General features: G+C 36.9%; 25 protein-coding genes. 22 read left to right on the top strand and 3 right to left on the bottom strand.

All coding sequences use genetic code 11. The annotated features are described in order from the left end of the window. The first annotated feature begins 2 nt into the window (after positions 1 to 2). The 13 genes from BM383_RS12185 (at position 3) to BM383_RS12130 (ending at position 9,274) form a co-directional block, all read left to right on the top strand. A complete protein-coding gene (locus BM383_RS12185; RefSeq protein ID WP_093025423.1) occupies positions 3 to 1,364 on the top strand; it encodes an amidohydrolase family protein in 1,362 nt (453 codons plus the stop codon). A gap of 15 nt (positions 1,365 to 1,379) precedes the next feature. Next, positions 1,380 to 2,525, top strand: a complete 1,146-nt coding sequence (locus BM383_RS12180) for an aldo/keto reductase (protein ID WP_093025422.1) — start codon at positions 1,380 to 1,382, stop codon at positions 2,523 to 2,525. A 78-nt stretch (positions 2,526 to 2,603) separates the two neighbouring features. Beyond that, positions 2,604 to 2,843 (top strand): DUF3861 family protein, encoded by a 240-nt coding sequence (locus tag BM383_RS12175; RefSeq protein WP_093025421.1) that lies wholly within the window; start codon positions 2,604 to 2,606, stop codon positions 2,841 to 2,843. After that, positions 2,840 to 3,964 (top strand): L-dopachrome tautomerase-related protein, encoded by a 1,125-nt coding sequence (locus BM383_RS12170; protein ID WP_093025420.1) that lies wholly within the window; start codon positions 2,840 to 2,842, stop codon positions 3,962 to 3,964. The genes BM383_RS12175 and BM383_RS12170 overlap by 4 nt, the downstream gene beginning before the upstream one ends. Before the next feature lie 13 nt (positions 3,965 to 3,977). Next, a complete protein-coding gene (locus BM383_RS12165; RefSeq protein WP_218157936.1) occupies positions 3,978 to 4,526 on the top strand; it encodes a VOC family protein in 549 nt (182 codons plus the stop codon). Between the two features lie 11 nt (positions 4,527 to 4,537). Beyond that, the gene (locus BM383_RS12160; RefSeq protein ID WP_218157935.1) at positions 4,538 to 5,059 is read left to right on the top strand and encodes a VOC family protein; all 522 of its coding nucleotides are present in this window, start codon (positions 4,538 to 4,540) and stop codon (positions 5,057 to 5,059) included. A 7-nt stretch (positions 5,060 to 5,066) separates the two neighbouring features. Further along, entirely contained in the window at positions 5,067 to 5,432 is a 366-nt protein-coding gene (locus BM383_RS12155) for a VOC family protein (protein WP_093025418.1), read from the top strand. Positions 5,433 to 5,473: 41 nt separating this feature from the next. After that, positions 5,474 to 5,776, top strand: a complete 303-nt coding sequence (locus BM383_RS12150) for a putative quinol monooxygenase (RefSeq protein WP_093025417.1) — start codon at positions 5,474 to 5,476, stop codon at positions 5,774 to 5,776. Continuing rightward, on the top strand, positions 5,773 to 6,363 hold the full coding sequence (locus BM383_RS12145; RefSeq protein WP_093025416.1) for a cupin domain-containing protein: 591 nt from the start codon (positions 5,773 to 5,775) through the stop codon (positions 6,361 to 6,363). Before BM383_RS12150 ends, BM383_RS12145 begins: the two co-directional genes overlap by 4 nt. Before the next feature lie 64 nt (positions 6,364 to 6,427). Continuing rightward, a complete protein-coding gene (locus BM383_RS12140; RefSeq protein WP_093025415.1) occupies positions 6,428 to 6,934 on the top strand; it encodes a PPC domain-containing DNA-binding protein in 507 nt (168 codons plus the stop codon). 57 nt (positions 6,935 to 6,991) lie between these two features. After that, positions 6,992 to 8,230: a site-specific integrase gene (locus tag BM383_RS12135; RefSeq protein WP_093025414.1), complete on the top strand. Its 1,239-nt coding sequence runs from the start codon at positions 6,992 to 6,994 to the stop codon at positions 8,228 to 8,230. Positions 8,231 to 8,519: 289 nt separating this feature from the next. After that, positions 8,520 to 8,672 (top strand): hypothetical protein, encoded by a 153-nt coding sequence (locus BM383_RS18845; protein WP_177229114.1) that lies wholly within the window; start codon positions 8,520 to 8,522, stop codon positions 8,670 to 8,672. A gap of 23 nt (positions 8,673 to 8,695) precedes the next feature. Beyond that, the gene (locus BM383_RS12130; RefSeq protein WP_093025413.1) at positions 8,696 to 9,274 is read left to right on the top strand and encodes a hypothetical protein; all 579 of its coding nucleotides are present in this window, start codon (positions 8,696 to 8,698) and stop codon (positions 9,272 to 9,274) included. 35 nt (positions 9,275 to 9,309) lie between these two features. Here BM383_RS12130 and BM383_RS12125 read toward each other — a convergent pair whose 3' ends face one another. Beyond that, positions 9,310 to 9,738, bottom strand: a complete 429-nt coding sequence (locus BM383_RS12125; RefSeq protein ID WP_093025412.1) for a hypothetical protein — start codon at positions 9,736 to 9,738, stop codon at positions 9,310 to 9,312. Between the two features lie 575 nt (positions 9,739 to 10,313). On the opposite strand from BM383_RS12125, the gene BM383_RS12120 reads away from it, so the two are divergent. From BM383_RS12120 to BM383_RS12075, 9 genes are all read left to right on the top strand, one after another. Further along, positions 10,314 to 10,979: a hypothetical protein gene (locus BM383_RS12120; protein ID WP_093025411.1), complete on the top strand. Its 666-nt coding sequence runs from the start codon at positions 10,314 to 10,316 to the stop codon at positions 10,977 to 10,979. Between the two features lie 146 nt (positions 10,980 to 11,125). Then, positions 11,126 to 11,428, top strand: coding sequence for a helix-turn-helix transcriptional regulator (locus BM383_RS12115; protein ID WP_093025410.1), 303 nt, complete (start codon positions 11,126 to 11,128; stop codon positions 11,426 to 11,428). A gap of 12 nt (positions 11,429 to 11,440) precedes the next feature. Continuing rightward, positions 11,441 to 12,646, top strand: coding sequence for a primase-helicase family protein (locus BM383_RS12110; protein ID WP_093025409.1), 1,206 nt, complete (start codon positions 11,441 to 11,443; stop codon positions 12,644 to 12,646). A gap of 208 nt (positions 12,647 to 12,854) precedes the next feature. Further along, positions 12,855 to 13,733, top strand: coding sequence for a toprim domain-containing protein (locus tag BM383_RS12105; RefSeq protein ID WP_093025408.1), 879 nt, complete (start codon positions 12,855 to 12,857; stop codon positions 13,731 to 13,733). Positions 13,734 to 13,817: 84 nt separating this feature from the next. Continuing rightward, positions 13,818 to 14,123: a mobilization protein MbpA gene (gene mbpA / locus BM383_RS12100; protein WP_093025407.1), complete on the top strand. Its 306-nt coding sequence runs from the start codon at positions 13,818 to 13,820 to the stop codon at positions 14,121 to 14,123. Beyond that, positions 14,120 to 14,986, top strand: coding sequence for a relaxase/mobilization nuclease domain-containing protein (locus tag BM383_RS12095; protein WP_093025406.1), 867 nt, complete (start codon positions 14,120 to 14,122; stop codon positions 14,984 to 14,986). Before mbpA ends, BM383_RS12095 begins: the two co-directional genes overlap by 4 nt. A gap of 11 nt (positions 14,987 to 14,997) precedes the next feature. After that, a complete protein-coding gene (locus BM383_RS12090) occupies positions 14,998 to 15,312 on the top strand; it encodes a DUF6730 family protein (protein WP_093025405.1) in 315 nt (104 codons plus the stop codon). Between the two features lie 142 nt (positions 15,313 to 15,454). Next, positions 15,455 to 15,841: a hypothetical protein gene (locus BM383_RS12080; protein WP_093025403.1), complete on the top strand. Its 387-nt coding sequence runs from the start codon at positions 15,455 to 15,457 to the stop codon at positions 15,839 to 15,841. 3 nt (positions 15,842 to 15,844) lie between these two features. Beyond that, entirely contained in the window at positions 15,845 to 16,342 is a 498-nt protein-coding gene (locus BM383_RS12075; protein WP_093025402.1) for a transcriptional regulator, read from the top strand. Positions 16,343 to 16,391: 49 nt separating this feature from the next. Here the strand turns inward: BM383_RS12075 and BM383_RS12070 are convergent, their stop codons facing one another. Together BM383_RS12070 and BM383_RS12065 are read right to left on the bottom strand one after the other, a co-directional pair. Continuing rightward, complete coding sequence (locus tag BM383_RS12070) at positions 16,392 to 16,727, bottom strand: hypothetical protein (RefSeq protein ID WP_093025401.1); 336 nt, start codon at positions 16,725 to 16,727, stop codon at positions 16,392 to 16,394. Positions 16,728 to 16,738: 11 nt separating this feature from the next. Next, entirely contained in the window at positions 16,739 to 18,469 is a 1,731-nt protein-coding gene (locus BM383_RS12065; protein ID WP_093025400.1) for a hypothetical protein, read from the bottom strand. Between the last annotated feature and the right edge of the window lie 126 nt (positions 18,470 to 18,595).

The raw sequence follows: 18,595 nt of genomic DNA, 5'->3' as shown, positions 1-18,595 counted from the left end.
ATATGAAAAAATTAATCAATCTATCGGCATTGTGCCTGACATTGCTTGCGTTTTTCGGCTGCGGCAGCGAAAAGAAAGCAGGTGAAAATTCGACGTTATTTAAGAACGCCACTGTTCTTTCCGGTAATGGTGACGATGCAAAGGTGAGCGACATTCTTGTGGAAGATGGAAGAATTACCAAAATTGGCGAAAACCTGAACGAAAAAGCTGCTAATACGGTTGATTTGACGGGTAAGTTCCTGATGCCGGCATTGATTTCTGCGCACGTACACATCGGACTTTTACAGGGAACGACCAATTCGGGCGATCATTATACCGACCAAAATATTATGCACCAGCTGAAAAAATACCAGGATTATGGTGTTTTGAACGTGCTGGCTATGGGGAGCGACCGCCCGCTGATTTTTGAAAGCGGGTTGCGTGATAAATCGGTTGCAGGAACATTGGAAGGGGCACGGTTTTACAGCGCCGGTTACGGCTTTGGCGTTCCCAACGGTGCACCGCCAAAAGAAGTGGGAATGGACTATGTTTACCGACCGACTTCACCCGACCAGATTGCTGCAGAAATGGACAGCCTCGTAAAAGTAAAACCAACGGTAGTGAAACTTTGGGTAGATGATTTCAATGGGAAATATCCAAAAAAAATGGATCCGGCCATTTATAAAAAAATCATTGACGAAGCACACAAAAGAAACCTCAGGGTTGCCGCACACGTGTACTACCTGAGCGATCTGCAGCAATTGGTAAAAGATGGTGCAGACATCATCGGTCACAGCGTTCGTGATAAGGTTATTGACGATGCCACCTTACAGGAAATGAAAGTTAAACACGTTACATATATACCTACGCTTTCGCTGGATGAATTTGCTTACATCTACGCCAAAAAACCGGAATGGCTGAATAACGAATTTTTCAGAAACTCATTGGAGCCGGGAGTTTACGAAAAGATTACGTCCGAAACTTATCAGAACGAACTTAAAAACAGTCCGCTCTTTACAGTAAATACCAAAGCTTTTAAGACGGCACTGCAAAACCTGAAAAGGGTATTTGATGCCGGTATCCCTGTGGCATTTGGGACTGATAGCGGAGCGATGTTCCTGAGGGCACAAGGTTTTAGCGAACACCTGGAACTGCAATTAATGGTAGAAGCAGGTTTGACGCCAAGCCAGGCGATAACCATTGCGACCAAAAATGCGGCAAAAGCTATTGGTATCGATAAAGATTTTGGAACCATCGAAAACGGCAAAACAGCAGATTTCCTCATTTTGAATGCGAATCCGTTGAACGATATTAAGAATACTGAAAATATCAATTCAGTTTATAAAGCAGGGAAAGAAGTAAGTAAAGAGCCTTTAGCAAAATAACTAAAAGTGAACGGTATGGATAGAAGAACGTTTTTACTGCAATCAACCCTCGCAACAGCGGGGCTTGCAACAACAGGCTTATCTGCTTCTGCAATTTCACCCAATAATAAAAAAACTATGGAAGATATAAAGATAGACGAAATCGAAAACCATTTTCTACAGTCTGAATCGTCACGATTCCGCCCGAAAACAAAAATCGGGATGGGCGGCGTTGCACTGGGCAATGGCTTTCACGTGAACCCCGACGTAGAATGCATACAAGCGGTTGAAGAAGCCTGGAATTCAGGTGTCCGTTATTTCGATACCTCACCCTGGTACGGATTGGGAACAAGCGAAAGAAGGATGGGGATCAGCTTGAAAGACAAAACAAGGGAAGAATTTACACTTTCATCGAAAGTTGGCAGGATACTTTCGCCGAAGGAAGATTTCAAGATGGAAAGAAGCCTATGGTATGGAAAGCTTAATTTTTCCTATAGATACGATTATTCTGCTGCCGGCGTAAGGAAAAGTGTCGAAGACAGTTTACAACGTTTGGGCGTTTCTACGCTCGACATTATATTCATCCACGACCTCTCACCCGACAATGGCGATATGAAGCAGGACTGGTTAAAGTATTTTGACATCGCTGCAAAAGGTGCAATGCCCGAACTGACCAAAATGCGTGAAGAAGGCTTGATTAAAGCCTGGGGTTTAGGCGTGAATACCATTGAACCGATTTTAAAAACCATTGATGTTGCCGACCCTGATATTTTCCTTTCGGCCTGCCAGTACAATCTCATCAAACACGATGAATTGTTTAATAAGGTTTTTCCGAAGGCTGCCAAGCGGGACATTTCTTTTGTGATCGGCTCACCGCTTTGTGCCGGCTTTCTTTCGGGAAAAGACCGCTATCTATACAGTCCTGATTTTCCGTCTGGCGTTAAAGCAAAGCTGGCAGCGCTACAGAAAGTTGCAGCTAAACACAATGTCGATTTGCGTACCGCAGCGTTGCAGTTTTGTGCAGCTCCTGACATTGTTTCGGGCGTTATTCCTGGTTCGCACACTATTCAGCAGGCAACGGAAAATGCAGCTTCGTTCGGTGTAAAAATTCCTAATGAATTTTGGGACGATTTGAAAAAACAGCAATTGATTTTGGAAAATGTGGCAATCCCCAAAGTTTAAAACGGAAAAAAGAAACAATAAATATCAAATTCAGCCAAAAAATTGGGAACGTAAAAATGGTGCAGAACAAAACCTTTAATAGGCTTTGATTTGGCAAACTACAATGCCCTCTTACACATCTTCAATGCCATACGGGATAAGAATTTGTTCGGTAAAGAAGTGACAGACCTTGAATTTGCAGTTGGCCTTAAACTGTTTACAAAAGTAATTATTAGACAAAAGAACCATCCGCTTTTTGAAGCTTTGCGACCGCAGATATTAGAATTGATAGAAGACCTGAGAAGCAGTTCAATGGAGTATAAAATAATTGAATTATGAAAAACTCAATAAAAATGGCGGCAATCGTCCTGGCGCTTTCCGTCAGCAAAAAAACATTTTCACAAATGCCAAATCAAATACCAAAAAATATCAGTTTGGAGTACCAACTCGAAAAGGAAGCAGCCGGTGTCGCAGTGAGCGATGACGGAAGGGTTTTCCTGGCACTTCCCCGTGGAGGCGAAAATCATCAGCTGCCATCGGTTGTAGAAATGGCAGGACAAAAGATGGTAGCCTTCCCGAACTCAGAAATCAATAAAAATGTAAATTCGGATTATAAAAACCATTTGGTTTCCGTATTGGGCATCACCTTGTACAAAAACACACTCTGGATACTTGACCAGGGCAAAAGAGCCGGTATAGATGGTATTCCTGATGGCTCCACAAAGGTTGTTGCGGTAGACATAAACACAAAAAAAGTCATTAAAAACATTCCTATCCCCAAGCCATTTTTCAGGGAATCCATTCAATTGAACGACCTGCGCTACGACCCTACACACGGCAAGGAAGGAATGATCTATATTACCAACAATGGCTTTTCAAAACCTGACCAATCGCTTATAGTACTGGACGTGGCAAGTGGGGAACTGCGAGAAGTGTTTAAGGATATTCCCGAGGTGTCGCCTGTAAAAGGTTTTATAAGTTACGTGGAAGGCAAACCACACGTTTTGAACTTTGATAAACCAACGATGCCACAAGGCGGCGTGAACGGGATAGAATTAAGCAAAGATTTTAAAAAGCTCATTTGGACTACGCCGACCAATCCGGATTATTATAGCATCTCTACCGATAAAATCAGTGACTTTACGCTTACGGATTTTGATTTGAGAAAGGAAATCAAATGGGAAGGAAAAATTGTTTCCAATGGCGGTATTGCCATTGACGAAGAAGGTAGTATTTATTTCGGTGACGCTTCCCGCTACAGCATCATCAAAAAAGACACGCAAGGGAATGTATCGCTTGTTGCCTACGACCCACGTCTGATTTGGCCGGATGGAATGGCAGTGAAAAATGGTTTTCTTTACGTAACCATCGGGCAATGGCACCGTCTTCCGAATATGAACGATGGCAAAGATCTGAGGACACAGCCCTATCAAGTATTAAAAATCCCATTGAACAACTAAAAATAGTATTATTATGAATTATCAAAAATCAGAAGTGCGGGCAATTGACCATATCGGTATTACAGTACCTGATCTGGAAGCTGCAGCCACATATTTAGAAAAAGCTTTCGGTGCAGTAACAATCTATGATAATGTTGTGCCTGCTGATGAACCACAAACAGGCGTTGATGCCGAAGCCAAACTTGGTCTTGCAAAGGGTTCAGCCATTGTCCATATGCGTATGATGCGGATTGGTGATGGTGCCTGTATCGAACTTTTTGAGATGAAGGTTCCCGGCAATCGCAAGAAAGATATTATACCAACGGATATAGGATTGCAGCATTTTGCCGTCTATACTGACAATATCGAGGAAACAAAACAAAAGGTATTGGCTGCTGGTGGACGTATTTTGAAAGGCCCGAATGAAATGCTCGGACGTGAAGGCGGAGAAGGCAATCAGTTTATGTACACAGTGGCTCCCTGGGGTAGCTTTGTGGAACTGATCACCTATCCATCTGAACTGGAAATTGAAAAGACAACGCCACTCAGGAGATGGAAACCCGAGTCAGGAAAAGATGAGTAAAAATAAATATGATGGAAAAAACTAAAATTTCAAGAGGGATAGACCACATCGGTATTACCGTTCCAAATGTAAATGACGCTTCGGATTTTCTGATAAAAGCTTTTGACGCAGAAGTTTTGTACGATGTGCAACCTGAAAATGACAAGCCAATGGAAGGCAAACTAACCGAGCAGCAACTGGGCATCCCGAAAGGCGCAAAGATTGTGCATATGAGGCTGGTACAGATTGGAGAATCGGCGACAATAGAACTGTTTGAGTTTGAAAATACAAACCAAAATGATCCGGCAAAGCTGAATGATTATGGATTGCAGCACTTCTGTCTGTACACGGATGATATTGAAACAGCCGCCAAACAATTTGAAATAGCAGGCGGCGAACTGCTGTCGGAAATACATCCGTTGGCGGGAGTGGAAGATGCTCCCCGCAACAAAGGGGTTTACGGAAAAACCCCTTGGGGAAGCCTGTTAGAATTGATTACTTATCCCGATGGGCTTGCTGATCCGGAACTGCAAAGATGGACACCGGAAAAATAAATTAACAATGTCGAAACTCACAGTAAAAACCATAGATCACGTTTTGATTAGCATTCCAATTGGCAGCAGAGCTGAAGCGGTCAATTTTTACACAAAAATTCTCGGGTTTGATTATATCGCCAAGGATCATACACCTACGGCAGAATGGTTCCAACTGGGCGACAAGCAATTGCACATCCGCGAAGAAGAAAACATTAATAATTCCGAAAGCAACCGACATCTCGCCTTGGTTGTAGAAAATTTGGAAGCCGCAAAAACTTACCTGGAATCTCAAAAAATAGACATTTCCCGGTCAACGAAAATCGAAGGGCGGGAAAGGATTTTTTTCCGCGACCTGTGGGGAAACCGGTTTGAACTAGTAGAAATAACTTAAAGATTATAAGAAAATTGTTTGACCATAATCAAATTCAAAAAATGATATACGTAATCGCCAAAAGCGTCGCGAAAACCGACAAAATAGATGAGACAAAGAAAGCAATGACCGCACTGCTGGAGCCTACGCATAGTGAAGATGGGTGCATCCAGTATGACCTGCACCAGGATCAGGACAAACCGGAAATTTTCTTTTTCTACGAAAGATGGGAAAGCCGGGAGATACTGGATAAACACCTAAAATCTGACCACTTGAAAATCTGGAGCGACCAGCAGAAAGAACTGCTCGCAGAGCCAATGGAAGTGATTTTTTTGGATAAAGTTGATTCAAGAATGCAAACGTGAAAAGAAGAAGATTTATACAATTATCGTCATTTGGAATCGCGGCGACGCCTTTCTTCAGCATTACAGGAATACTGAATTTGGAAAATATGGAAGTTAAAACTTTTTACTTTAAAGATGACGGCATTATCCCCAACAGCAAATTCCCGCTTTTAGTATATAAAAACGCGTTCAGCGAGCGGGGAAACGCCGGTGCTGATTTTCTGGAGAAAAAATTCAGGGACCATAACTGGTACAATTCCTGGCGTTGGGGCGTTTATCCGTTTCACCATTACCACAGCGTTTCGCACGAAGTCTTGGGTGTTTTCCAGGGAAATGCGCTGCTACATATGGGCGGTCCAAACGGTGAAAAACTGAATGTGGAAGCAGGCGACATCCTCATTATTCCGGCAGGCGTAGGCCACAAATGTATTTCGCATTTCCAAGATTTTACCGTTGTAGGCGCTTATCCGAACGGAATGGATTATGATCTGGTAAAAGAAGAAAAATCAAAGCACGCCCAATCGGTTAAAAACATACAAAAAGTTCCTTTTCCTTCTGACGATCCGCTTTTAGGGAAAAACGACGGTATAAAAAAGTATTGGAAATAAGTTTTTTTATTATGATTTATTCTCCAATGCTAACAACATTACTTTAACCCTCAAAAAAATTATTATGAAAAAATATATTTTAATCACACTGGCATTAATTTTTGTCACCAACGTTATGAATGCACAAAATTTGAAATCAACCCTTTGGACTGCGAGAAAAGCAGGCGACAACTATATTGTAAGCGTAAAAGATAAAACCAGCATCCTTGATGCGCTTACCGATTTTGTGAAAAACCAGAATATTCAGGCTGGCCAAATTACAGGAATCGGCGCTGCAAATGAAGCGACTTTACGTTTCTTTGATCCCACTACAAAAAAATATGTCGATAAGACATTTACAGAACAAATGGAGATCTCCAACCTTTCCGGTAATATCTCCGAAGTGGAAGGTAAACCGCTGCTCCACATTCACGCAACACTCGGAAGGAGAGATTATACCGCATTGGCCGGACATTTACAGGATGCAAAAATACGCGGCGCAGGCGAGTTTTTCATCTACCCTCTCAATCAGAAAGTTATAAAGGTGAAGAATGAAGAAGTGGGGCTTAATTTTTATGATTTTGAAAAGTAAACAATCAAGTCTTAAATTGAACACGTACATTGGCACTTGGTCTAATTTTTTTAACAAATTGACTATAGGCCTTTATCCATATTATTCTATATAAGAAAAAGTAAAGCGCAAGATTTAGACGTTGGTACTATTTATTTACGCATTACTTATAATGGAGAGCGCTCCGAATTAAGCACCTTTTTAAAGGTGCGTTTGGAGAAGTGGAATGCCAAGGCTAATAAATTAATGGGTACTTCACCTACTACCAAGGAGGTAAACCGAAACCTGGACATGATTAAGAAGAATGTATATCGAGCTTATCAAGATATGATGGATAAGCAACAAGATATTACAGCCTTAAAACTTCGCAACCGTTATTTAGGGAAAGACGATTCCAGAAAACACATTCTTGAGGTGTTTGACGAGCATAATGCTAAGATGGAAAAATTGGTAGGGAAGGACTATACCATGCGAACGTTGCAGCGTTACAAAACTACGAAGCGTCATGTTTCTGATTTTAATTTGGCAACCTATTCTGGAAAGGACTATTTGGTCAAAGATATTGATGTAAAGTATATCAATAGTTTTATTTACTACCTAAAAACTACGGCAAACGTTTCCCACAACTCAGCAATGAAGTATTTATCCTATTTAAAAAAGGTAATTCGTATTTGTTATGCCAATGGTTGGATAGAGAAAGATCCGTTTTACAATTTCAAGTTACGAACTCAGGAAATTGAGAAAGAGTTTTTGACCAAAGAGGAATTGAATAAACTGATAGAAAAGGAACTTTCCAATGAACGTTTGGAGCAGGTGTTGGATGCTTTTATATTTTCTTGTTTTACCGGACTGGCGTATGTAGATGTTACCAAATTAACCCATGATGATATCATCTTAGGAATTGATGGTGAACAATGGATTAAAGTAAAGCGTACCAAAACCGGAACCGTAAGTAATATTCCTTTACTTCCGGCAGCCAAACATATTATTGCTAAATATTATGATGAAGCGCAAAAAGGTTTGCCTTTGTTACCGATGTCTAGCAACCAAAAAACAAATAGCTATCTTAAAGAGATTGCCGATATCTGTGAGATTAATAAGAATCTTACTTTTCATGTGGCTCGCCATACTTTTGCTACTACCGTTACTTTATCCAATGGAGTACCTATTGAATCCGTAAGTAAAATGCTTGGCCACAAATCACTAAAAACTACGCAACACTATGCTAAGATTGTTGACCGTAAGCTTAGTGATGATGTTCAAAAACTTAAGAAGGTTTTTGGGGAAAGTAAAAGAGCTGGAAAAATGAAATTGTAACTTTTTATGCTTTATAGTACAAATATTTGAGTGAAGATATTAACAAGAATAATGTTGATTATTAACAACTAGTCTGATTGAAAAGCATGTTTTATTTAGAATTAATCTAAATAGATATGTTGTTTATCGAATTTAAGACCATATTATGTTTAATTTCAGGGCTCAGCATATATATTTGTTCAGTAATTAAGAACAAAAAGATTATATAGTTATATATAATCTCTTTGTTGTAGTCTAATAGCAACATCAACAATAACAACTTTTTACTAAAAGATTAAAAAATTGAAAGATGAGTAAACTGTCAAAAAAAGCGAAGGGAAGCTCTTTAAAAACAGTAAATACAAAAAGTTTCTCTAAAACAACACGTCACAAATTTGTAAGCATTCCAAATGAAGATGTAAACAATAATAGAGCTCGTGCATACGAATATCTTGCATTTTAAATTTATTATGTGTAGGATATTAAATGAATACATTTACCTTTCAAAGAGTACATAGGAATAAAAAGGCTAAGCCTAATTACGATATTTACAGATTTACAAATGACTTCAATGATAAAGTTATCGTTGAAGTTTTTTTTTATGATTATAATATATATGCTGTGAAGTTTTTCTTGAAAAGACATAGTATATCTAGAGACAAATACTCAATGGCATATTCTAAAGAAGATAAAACTGATAAAAGTGGAAAGGAACATTTGGGAAATATGAATTGCCTTAAAGTTTTAAATACGATACTTAAAATTATTAGGGAAATTTCGAAAAATGATAGTATTGCTTCATTCGGCATTATGGGAGCCCCAAAGATCAGTGAAATGGATGCTAAAAAGAATAAAAAAAATATAAATTCTGATGGAACAGTAGCTAATACAAAGCGTTACAAAGTATATCATCTTTATATTAGGAGGTATTTTAGCCCTGAACAGTTTGAGTATATAGACAGTAAAACATCAAGTATTTTATTATTGCGAAATAGGAAAAATGATAAGTTCGACAAGAGGAAAGCTGAGTTATATATTGTAAACAATATAATACCAAACTTATAAATTTAGTAAATTCTGTTAAAGACTTAAATCAATAATTATTTTAAAATAGTTATCAATTTCTTTATTTCAATACAGAATTCAGCAATACCATCTCTTGGATTGTCACCTTTATAATATTCATAAGAACAATGTATAAATAAAGTGCCGTTTTTTATATATGCTTGATATTTATTCAATGACATGATTCGTTTCCAGTAAGTTCGACTATCATAATTCAATTTGTCAAAATAAATTTCAATTAAATCTGAATTATGAAATAAGCTGTGTATTGGTAGTTCCATAAAGATAGATGAATATAGATTCTTTATTTCTCCTATTATAACGCCGCGAGGATACTCAAATACTTGATCGTAATCAAATTTCAACCAATCTAATATATTGTCTAAGCTGATTATATTTGATTCATCGTTAGGTTTACTAATAATTGCTAACTCACAATTACCTAAATGTTGATAATATTTCAATTTACCGCTTCCTAAATATTCAATATCAAGTTTATCAAATACTTCATAGTATGAATGTTTGAGTTCATATATATATTTAATTCTATAAGCTTCATTTTTTTTGAATACAAAATTAAAACTATTGTGGATAGGGTTTTGATTTGGTGGATATCCATCAAATTTATCTGAAACAAAAATAACATAAGCACCTATTATATTTCTTAAATCATCTAATATGTTAAATAGGATCTTTATGACTACTATTTTTTTTTGGATTTAGGCTGGTCAAGAATTGTAACGCATCAATTTCACTACTAGTATTATGAAGACTTATCACCTTGATGAAATCGTTTAAACTTATCTCTTCCTCTTTCATTTTAAATAGTAAATTAATTTTAATTAAAAATATAATAAAAAAAGTGATTAGGTGGTGTGGTAGTTCATTTGTTTAATATGAGAATATTTAGCTCTCTCAGAATCCCAAACCACCCTTTCCATTTTATTTACTGTTAATTGATGCTAATTGTAGCTACTTTGCCTATGGTTTCATTTGGTTGCATTTCGTAACTTAAGAAAGAACAAAATGCAGATGGCATATGGAACGATTTGTATACTTTTTAGGAAACAAAATGGCGGTGGGGTTACAATGGTGGCAACATTTGTTGGAAGTAGTGTTACCAAGTAAAATCTCGTACCGGATTTTCTTTGTGTTAGGGAGCTTTGCTTTAGTGCTTTTATTGGGGAGTGTTAGTTCGGTTTCTTTTGGTTTACAATTTTTACTTCTTATTCCAATTATGTGGTTGCTTTTGGTATTGGTGGCGGCTTATTACCAAGCCAAACGCATACGCCAAAAAGAGCGCCATCCTTTTGCTATGGTTGCAGTATCAAAAGAAAAATTACAGTTGGATTTATTAGGGTTTGATGAAACCAGTCAGCATAATTTTAAATTGCTGTTGAATGGTAAGGAAGTGGATAGTCCTATTAATTATACAATGACCAACCGGAGTATGGATTCTTCAAACCATCGGATTCTCTTTTTCTTGTTTGATGAGCTGATTGAGGGCGGTATTCAGTCGTTGACTACGGAAGAAAAAAAGACCTTCTTTTTCTTTCTCCGAACTTCTTTTTTGATGAATGGACAGCCCATAAAGTCCAATACCTTGCAGACTAGTTATTCTACTTGGAAGTATAGTTTGGACAAAAAACGAGCTTTGGAACAACGTTTTTTTGTGCAAAAAGTACTTGGTATATCCCCTTCTTAAAAAATAAAGCATAATGATAGCATAATAAAGGATAATTCTTTATTACTGTATTGACTCATAGTGTTTTGCTGTTTTATGTTTGTGGAAGTATATACAGTGAATCATTAGCTAATGATCTTTTTTTAATAATCTAAAATCAGATTCTAATGGAAGATCAAAACAAAATTGTAACGCTATTGTCAGAGATTAAAACCCTGCTGGCACATCAAAAACGCACCATGAATGTAAAGGAACTGGTAGCTTATACCGGACTTTCCTCTAGTAAGATATATAAGCTTACTTCCCTAAAGTTGATTCCGACTAGTAATAATCCGTACCTGCGTCAGAAGTTTTTTGATAAGGAGGAGATTGATAAATGGCTCATGGGCAATCCGAACCTTTCGGATGAGTATCTGGAAGAGCAGTTGGAACGCCAACTGTATGAGAATCGCAAGAAGTCACGTTCGTAATTCCAATTCATTATGGAATATATACCTTATGTACGTGTGGGAACTGTCTACTACAAATTGGTTCGAGTTCCTTCCATATCAGGCGATTTTAATGAAGAGTTGGTGGTTTGGAATATAGAAACCATCCGACAAGATCATGGCAAGAACTACTTGAGTAATGTACCCAAGTTTGATGGATTTACGTGTATTCCACGTCATTTGGATTATGAGCGGGAATTCCATAAGTTTTACAATCGGTATGCCCCCATGAGTCATCAAATGCAAGAAGGATCTTGTGAACATTCCCTGGCATTTATAAAACACATCTTTGGAACGCAATATGAAATGGGATTGGATTACTTCCAACTACTGTTTTTGGTGCCAACTCAAATTTTACCCATTCTGTGTTTGGTGTCCGAGGAACGTGGTACAGGGAAAAGTACTTTTCTCAAATGGCTAAAACTCATTTTTGAAGGGAATATGACTTTTTTAACCAACGATAGTTTTAGCAGTCAATTCAACTCTGATTGGACCAATAAACTTCTCATCTGTATTGATGAAGTGCTGTTCAATAAAGAAGAATTAACCGAGCGTATCAAATACCTGAGTACCGCTAGTACCAATAAAATGGAAGCTAAGGGAAAGGACAAAAGGGAGATGGATTTCTTTGGCAAGTTTGTTCTCTGTAGTAATAATGAAGATAGCTTCATTAAGATAGATCCGAATGAAACCCGCTTTTGGGTGATCAAAGTTCCAGTATTCTCTGAAGAAGACACTTCATTTCTTGAAAAGTTGAAAGCTGAGATTCCGGCCTTTCTCCATATGCTTGACCAGCGAACCTACAGTACGAAACGGAGAACACGTATGTGGTTTGAGTTTGCAGAAATTAAAACACCGGCATTGTTACGGCTGATTCGGAACAATCGCAATCGAGTGGAAAAAGAAATAGCGAGTACACTATTAACAATCATGGAACTTTTTGATTGGGATAGCATTGATTTTTGTCCGCTTGATTTGATGCAGATGCTGAATCGAACACGAGTGAAAACGGATCTGACACAGCTCAGGAAGATTCTAAAAACTACTTGGCAATTGACAAATCAGTCGAATTCTAATAAGTATCAAAAATTCATTGTTTTACAGACGGGTGATGTCGTGCTTGGAGAAGGAAAAGGTCGTTATTATTCTATCGATAAGGACTTTTTGATACAGAATTTCGATGACGTGATGACAACTTAATATAATCCTTGTATTTATAAGGGTTAAGAGAAATATCAAAGTAGCATCATTTTGTCATCAAAAAAAATACTGATGACAGAAAAGGGGCTTTTCAAAGAGAAAAATAAAAAAGTGATGCGGAGCGATGACGGCAACATCTCTGTATTGGTAAGGGTTGAGCACACTTTCTCATCGATTCATCAAAATATCACTACAAATTACTGGGCAAATGAAAAGAGAAAAAATAAACTGTGAAAACGTCCGTGATTATTCCATTACTACGGTGCTGGAACAACTCGGACACTTTCCCACCAAAACATCGGAGAAAGAAGCTTGGTATCTGAGTCCATTGCGGTCAGAGACACAAGCCTCTTTCAAGGTTCATAAAAGACTTAATAGATGGTATGATTTCGGATTGGGGCAAGGCGGAAATCTAATTGATCTATTACAACAATATTGGCAAGTGGACATCAGTACAGTATTGGAACGTGTTTGTCAATTAAGTGGAACGCTTACCATGGTTCCAAAACTCAACCGTATTGAAAAGCAGCAGATCATACAGAAAGAGGAATTGGAAATTACTCGAGTGACTGCGGTTTCACATCCTGCTTTGTTTCGGTATGGAAAATCCAGAGGAATTTCAGAAACATTAATCAGACGGTATGCGAAACAAGTACACTATAGGATCAAAGAACAAAACCGTTTTGCTTTAGGTTTCCAAAATAGCAAAGGTGGTTTTGAACTTCGAAGTCAGTATGCAAAGTTGAGCAGTCGTCCTAAAGCATGCAGTTGGGGAGTACATGCTCAAACCAACCTGTTGATTTGTGAAGGCTGGTTCGACATGCTCTCCCTCATTTCCATGAAAAAGGAAAAAATATATGGGTTTGATTGGTTGGTGTTGAACTCAACGGCATTGCTTACTAAAGTACGGGAACAGTTGCTGGGGTATGGTGAGTTGCATCTGTATTTGGATCGGGATGTTGCCGGAAGAAAGGCTACAGAATTTATACAATCAGTACATCCCAAGGTTTGGGATCGATCTGATTTCTACAAAGATTTTAAGGACATCAATGACTGGTGGACGCATGAGGAACGAAGCCATTGCTGAGTAACGAATTCAAGATGTGTCTTTGTGTCCACAAACACATCTTGCTTTGCTCCCGATGGTTGCAAAGGAAGTAAAAAAGAGAAGATGAAAAGGAATAAGAATGCACTGGTCAAATTTCGATGTGCACGGTTTGAAAAGAAGCTACTCAATGCCAAGGCAAAACGAGCTGGATTGACCTTAAGTGAATATTGCAGAAGGGCTGCGTTGGAGGATAAAATTATCGAACGACTCAGCGAAGAACAGATTGATTTGTACCGCACGTTGGTACAATATCAGATCAACTTTAAACGAATTGGAAATATGTTTCGCAAGCGCAATCCGAGATTGTCTCAGGAAGTAGAAAAGCTTAGCGAAGCTATCAAGAATCATTTACAAAACTTTCAAAAATGATAGGAAAAGGAAAAGCCATTGCACATACACAAGCATCAATGGCGTATGGATGGAACCAAGAGAAAGATGCGGAGATTGTGTACCGTGAACTATTGGTTGGGGATGATCCCAGAGAAATCACCAAAGAGTTTGAAATGATCCAGGAACAGAATGTCAACTGTGAAAAGAATACGCTCAGTTTTGTGCTCAGTCCGGCTATTGAAGATGGACAGAAACTCAACAACAAAGAGCTGGGAAAAATCACAGAAGCTTTTATCAAAGAGATGAAGTTACAGGAACATCAAGCAATTGCTTTTGTGCATAAGGACAAAGAGCACAAGCATGTGCATTTGTATGTGAATCGAATTGATTTTGAAGGGAAGGCGTATAACGATCAGTTTGTCGGCAAACGAAGCCAACAGGCTGCGGAACGGGTGGCTCAAGAAATGAACTTAACTACCGCCCGAGAGCGTCAAGAAGAAAAACTACTCAATTTGAGGATTACCAGAAATCAGATCATGGAAAAGCACCAGCAAGTGATGCGGGAACGTCCCAGAGATTTGAATACGTATATGAAAGGCATGCAAAAGCAAGGGGTGGAAGTGAAACCGTATATCAACAAATCCAAAGAACTGCAAGGATTCCGATTTGTGTACAAAGGTCAAAACCTAAAAGGGAGTGAAGTAAACAGAGCGATGTCCGGAAGTAAGATTGTGAAAGGTATTTACCAAGCGCCTAGCAGAAGTAAGCATATCAATCCGATTCAAGCGGTGAAGATCGCTAGTCAGATAGTACAGCTCAATCCGGCTATAGTGAAAACATTAGCCAATAAAGTAGTGAGTAAAGTAATCTCAGCGAGTAAAGACCGAGGTATTGAATATTAAAACAAGAAACGATGGCAAAATTAGACGACTTATTAGTAGTACTGGAAGAGGAAGTACATTCCTTTTCTTCTTCAGTAGCAGAATTGAAAACATTTGCAGAGGAGTTAAAAGAACCACAGCTGCAAAGAGAATTACAACGAATCAGAATACTTATTGAAGATAAACAGGAGCAACAGAATAGACGATTGGAACGTGAATTTCAAGAAATCAGAGAGTTGAAGCAAAAGTTACAAAAATCACAGCTCATCCCAAGGTGGATAATTATATTGTATGGATTGGTACTGGTGCTTTGTTTGTTGTTTTTTATAGTGGGGTTGGTGATATAACTTATGATGGAGATGCTAATGTTAATCAGACTTTTGGAAAAGATTTAAAAAATGATTGTGTTAAATATGAAATTAAAATTCCCAATCATTGGGAATGTGGTATTGTTTTTGTACCTTTGAAAAAGATTTTACAACTAAGCCTATGACTGAATTACCTTATACTATTGATAATGTTTCTTTAATTCAAGAATTTATAGATGAAACACATAAAAGAATTTCAGAAGGAGTTCAAATTACATTTACTAATAAGGCTAGTAATGAATTACAAGAATTAGCTATTGAGTTTGAAATAGATGTTGAAGATATAGAATCTGCTATTATGGATTTGACCGTAGAAAACTATTACAGAGGTATAGATCCTTCTGGTAGTGCTGATTTTAATGTTTGTGCATTTTGTATAAATCTAAATTCAGAAAGAGGCACAGTTCAGATTTATTTAAAATATGGATTAGAGGTTAATGGTTTGCAAATTTTACTTTTTTCAAACCATAGGCCAAATTATCCAATGAGTCAACCATTTAGAAATTAATTTATGGAAACAAAGAAAGTATTGACAAGGCAAAATGAGCCTACAAGTGAATTACATGGCTCTGTTAGAAAAAGATTTAAAGGTGTTGAATTGGAGTATACTGAAGTTTATTATTTGGATCATGAAGTTGATGAAGATACGGGAATGATCAATAAGAATAAATTAGTTAAGCATTATACTAGAAATCAAATGGATCGCAATTTAAAAGCTTTAAAGAATGCTTATCACATAGCAAAGGGAGCCGCTGATCCAATTGAAATTGTTAATTATAGAAATAAGTATAATATTCCTGCATCAACTTTTAGTTTGATATTGGGATTTAGTAAGAATACCATATCGAATATTGAAAATGAAGGAATTACTTCATTGTCAACTGGTAGATTAATTAAGGTCTGTATGAATGACAAGAGTATTTTATATCAATACATTCAATTATGTGATTTTTTAGATAATCAAAAGAAAAAAGAACTTTCTGAAAGATTAATGGAAGAGAGTATTTGATAAAATTATGAGGATTAATTGTATACTTAATGGTGCTATTAATCCTTTTTTATTTTAACAACTCAGATATTTTATCCAATACAACCATTTGCTCTCGAGGCAGCAAACTATTAATAAATTCTAGTGATACAATAACACTAGCTTTAGGATCCGCCTTATTCATAGTTGATAAAGAAAAATTAGCATCTCCTTCTAACGCTAGAATACACGTTTTTAATAAGCAAGAAATCGTGAACATAAGTTCGTCATTGTCTCCAATCAAGAATTCACCTTTTTTCATGGGCTTGCCATTGCAATTGTATCCGGCAGATTTCAAGGGCCCGTTTTTGGATGTTAGCTCCGACTTCAATTGTTTTACTAACCTTTTATAGTTTTTCTTTTTCATAAGCTCAAGGTTTATGAAGATTTAGTGAATAACGGTGTTTCACGTTCAAAACACTGTATTTTCAAATAATCTAGGTGTTTATTGACTTCCTTTCCTGCTGCTGTAATAAACCGATCGCATAGTTTGTATACTTGGTCATTATCTTTTTCGCTAATCTTATAAGGGCAACCATGTCTTAAATGGTTTTTAGATTGAGTAATTAGATTATAATTGCGTGCTGACATATAAGAACTATTCCAAAAAATATCCTTGGGTAAATCTGTGAAATCATTGCATAGATGCATTAAGTAATCTAAAGAAGTATAGGAAGGTTTGTACTCCCAGAATACAGCTAACAAACCAATGCAAGCTTGGACTATAGCATTTTCAAATAAAGCCATGTTAGCAATGTAATCATGTTCATTATCCAACGCATGTGTTAACTCTTGTAAATAAAGAGCTCTATCAAATCGGTCTTGCCATCTCTTTTGTAGCTTTTCCCACATTTGAATATAATAATACGGTGCTCTGTCAAAATCTTTGGTTAATTGATCGTCTTCTTTAAAAATGACATTATCGGTTTGCAGTACTCGATACAAAAAGTTATTTCCGTAATCTGCTTGTTCCCTTACTTTGGATAATGTTGACCAAGTGAAGTATATTTTCATTTGCTTGTTCATATGATTATATACCAAATCTGTCAGTTGTGAAGGGTTAATTGGAATAGTCTGATGGACAATAAGAAATGCCGTAGCAGAAAATGTAAAGTGTTCAGGAGCTGTTTTAGTACCAAATAGCTTCGTACTATTATATGATTCCTGTTGCTTATTGATTAGTAGCATGGCATGAATCTGATAATGCTCCCTTAGAAAATCAACTACCTTTTGTATTGCTATTTCAAAGGGTTGGTGAAGCTTTGGTTCTTTGACTTCAAAAGCAGGTTGAGTATACTCTTGTTTGAATTCTCTACATGAAGTGAGCATTCGATTTGAAAGTTCGTTGTATTTTTTGAAAAGGATTTGTACTACAACAAACATTTCATAAAAATCACTCCGGTATATTTTAGTTGTAGGCGGTTTTTCAGGCTTCGAATGAAGTAATTCCATTAGTTCAAGCATTTCCGATACCTCTTTTCGTCCTTCCATGAAGAACTTGTGAATTTCAGAATCATAGGATGATAAGTACTGTATGTATTCGTTTAAAGTAGTAAACTTTATATTTTGACCAGAATACAATTTTCCTAAATGTTGGAATAATGTAATCATTATACTAAGTAACATATTTGTACCAGCATTATATTCTAATGCTTCAAAGCGATGCTGTATAGCATGAAAACCTTTACATATGCTGTTACTATTTTGCTTAATCTGCTTTTTAGATTGATTCAATAAGAAAGTATCCTTGAATTTTGATAGAATTAAATTATTGTCATTGTTCTGATAAACTACTTGACCATAATAGCAATGTTGTATAAAGTAAAGTTCTCCATTATGTAGAGATGCTCTTAATTGCTTTTTTGTATATAGTTGTAGCTTAAAATGTGAGTTATTGTTTTCAACTTTATGCAAGAGTGTTAGTTGCTCTTTAGAAGAAGTTCTTTTTCTCTCAAGAATTCCATTAATGATATAAAATTTATGTTTTTTAGTTTCAAGTTCTGAGAGGTAGATAATTTGTAGATCAAAACAGTCTAATAACTGATTTAAAAGTTTTTTGAGTTCCTTCTTGAAAGGAAATTGTTGTGGGATTTTTAATTCACTTGTCATTTTGTTACAATTTAATATTTGCTTTAAAAGAATAAATGTTCCGATTATCGGAACAAATGTAATTATAAAAGGATAAAATAACAAGCGGAAATTCAGAAAATCGGAATATTGTGTCTTAAATCCTAA

The sequence above is a fragment of the Pustulibacterium marinum genome, assembly GCF_900116665.1.
In the GTDB taxonomy this organism is placed as follows: domain Bacteria; phylum Bacteroidota; class Bacteroidia; order Flavobacteriales; family Flavobacteriaceae; genus Pustulibacterium; species Pustulibacterium marinum.
Note: the sequence above shows the minus strand (reverse complement) of the source record. Positions and strands in the feature narration are given on the sequence as shown.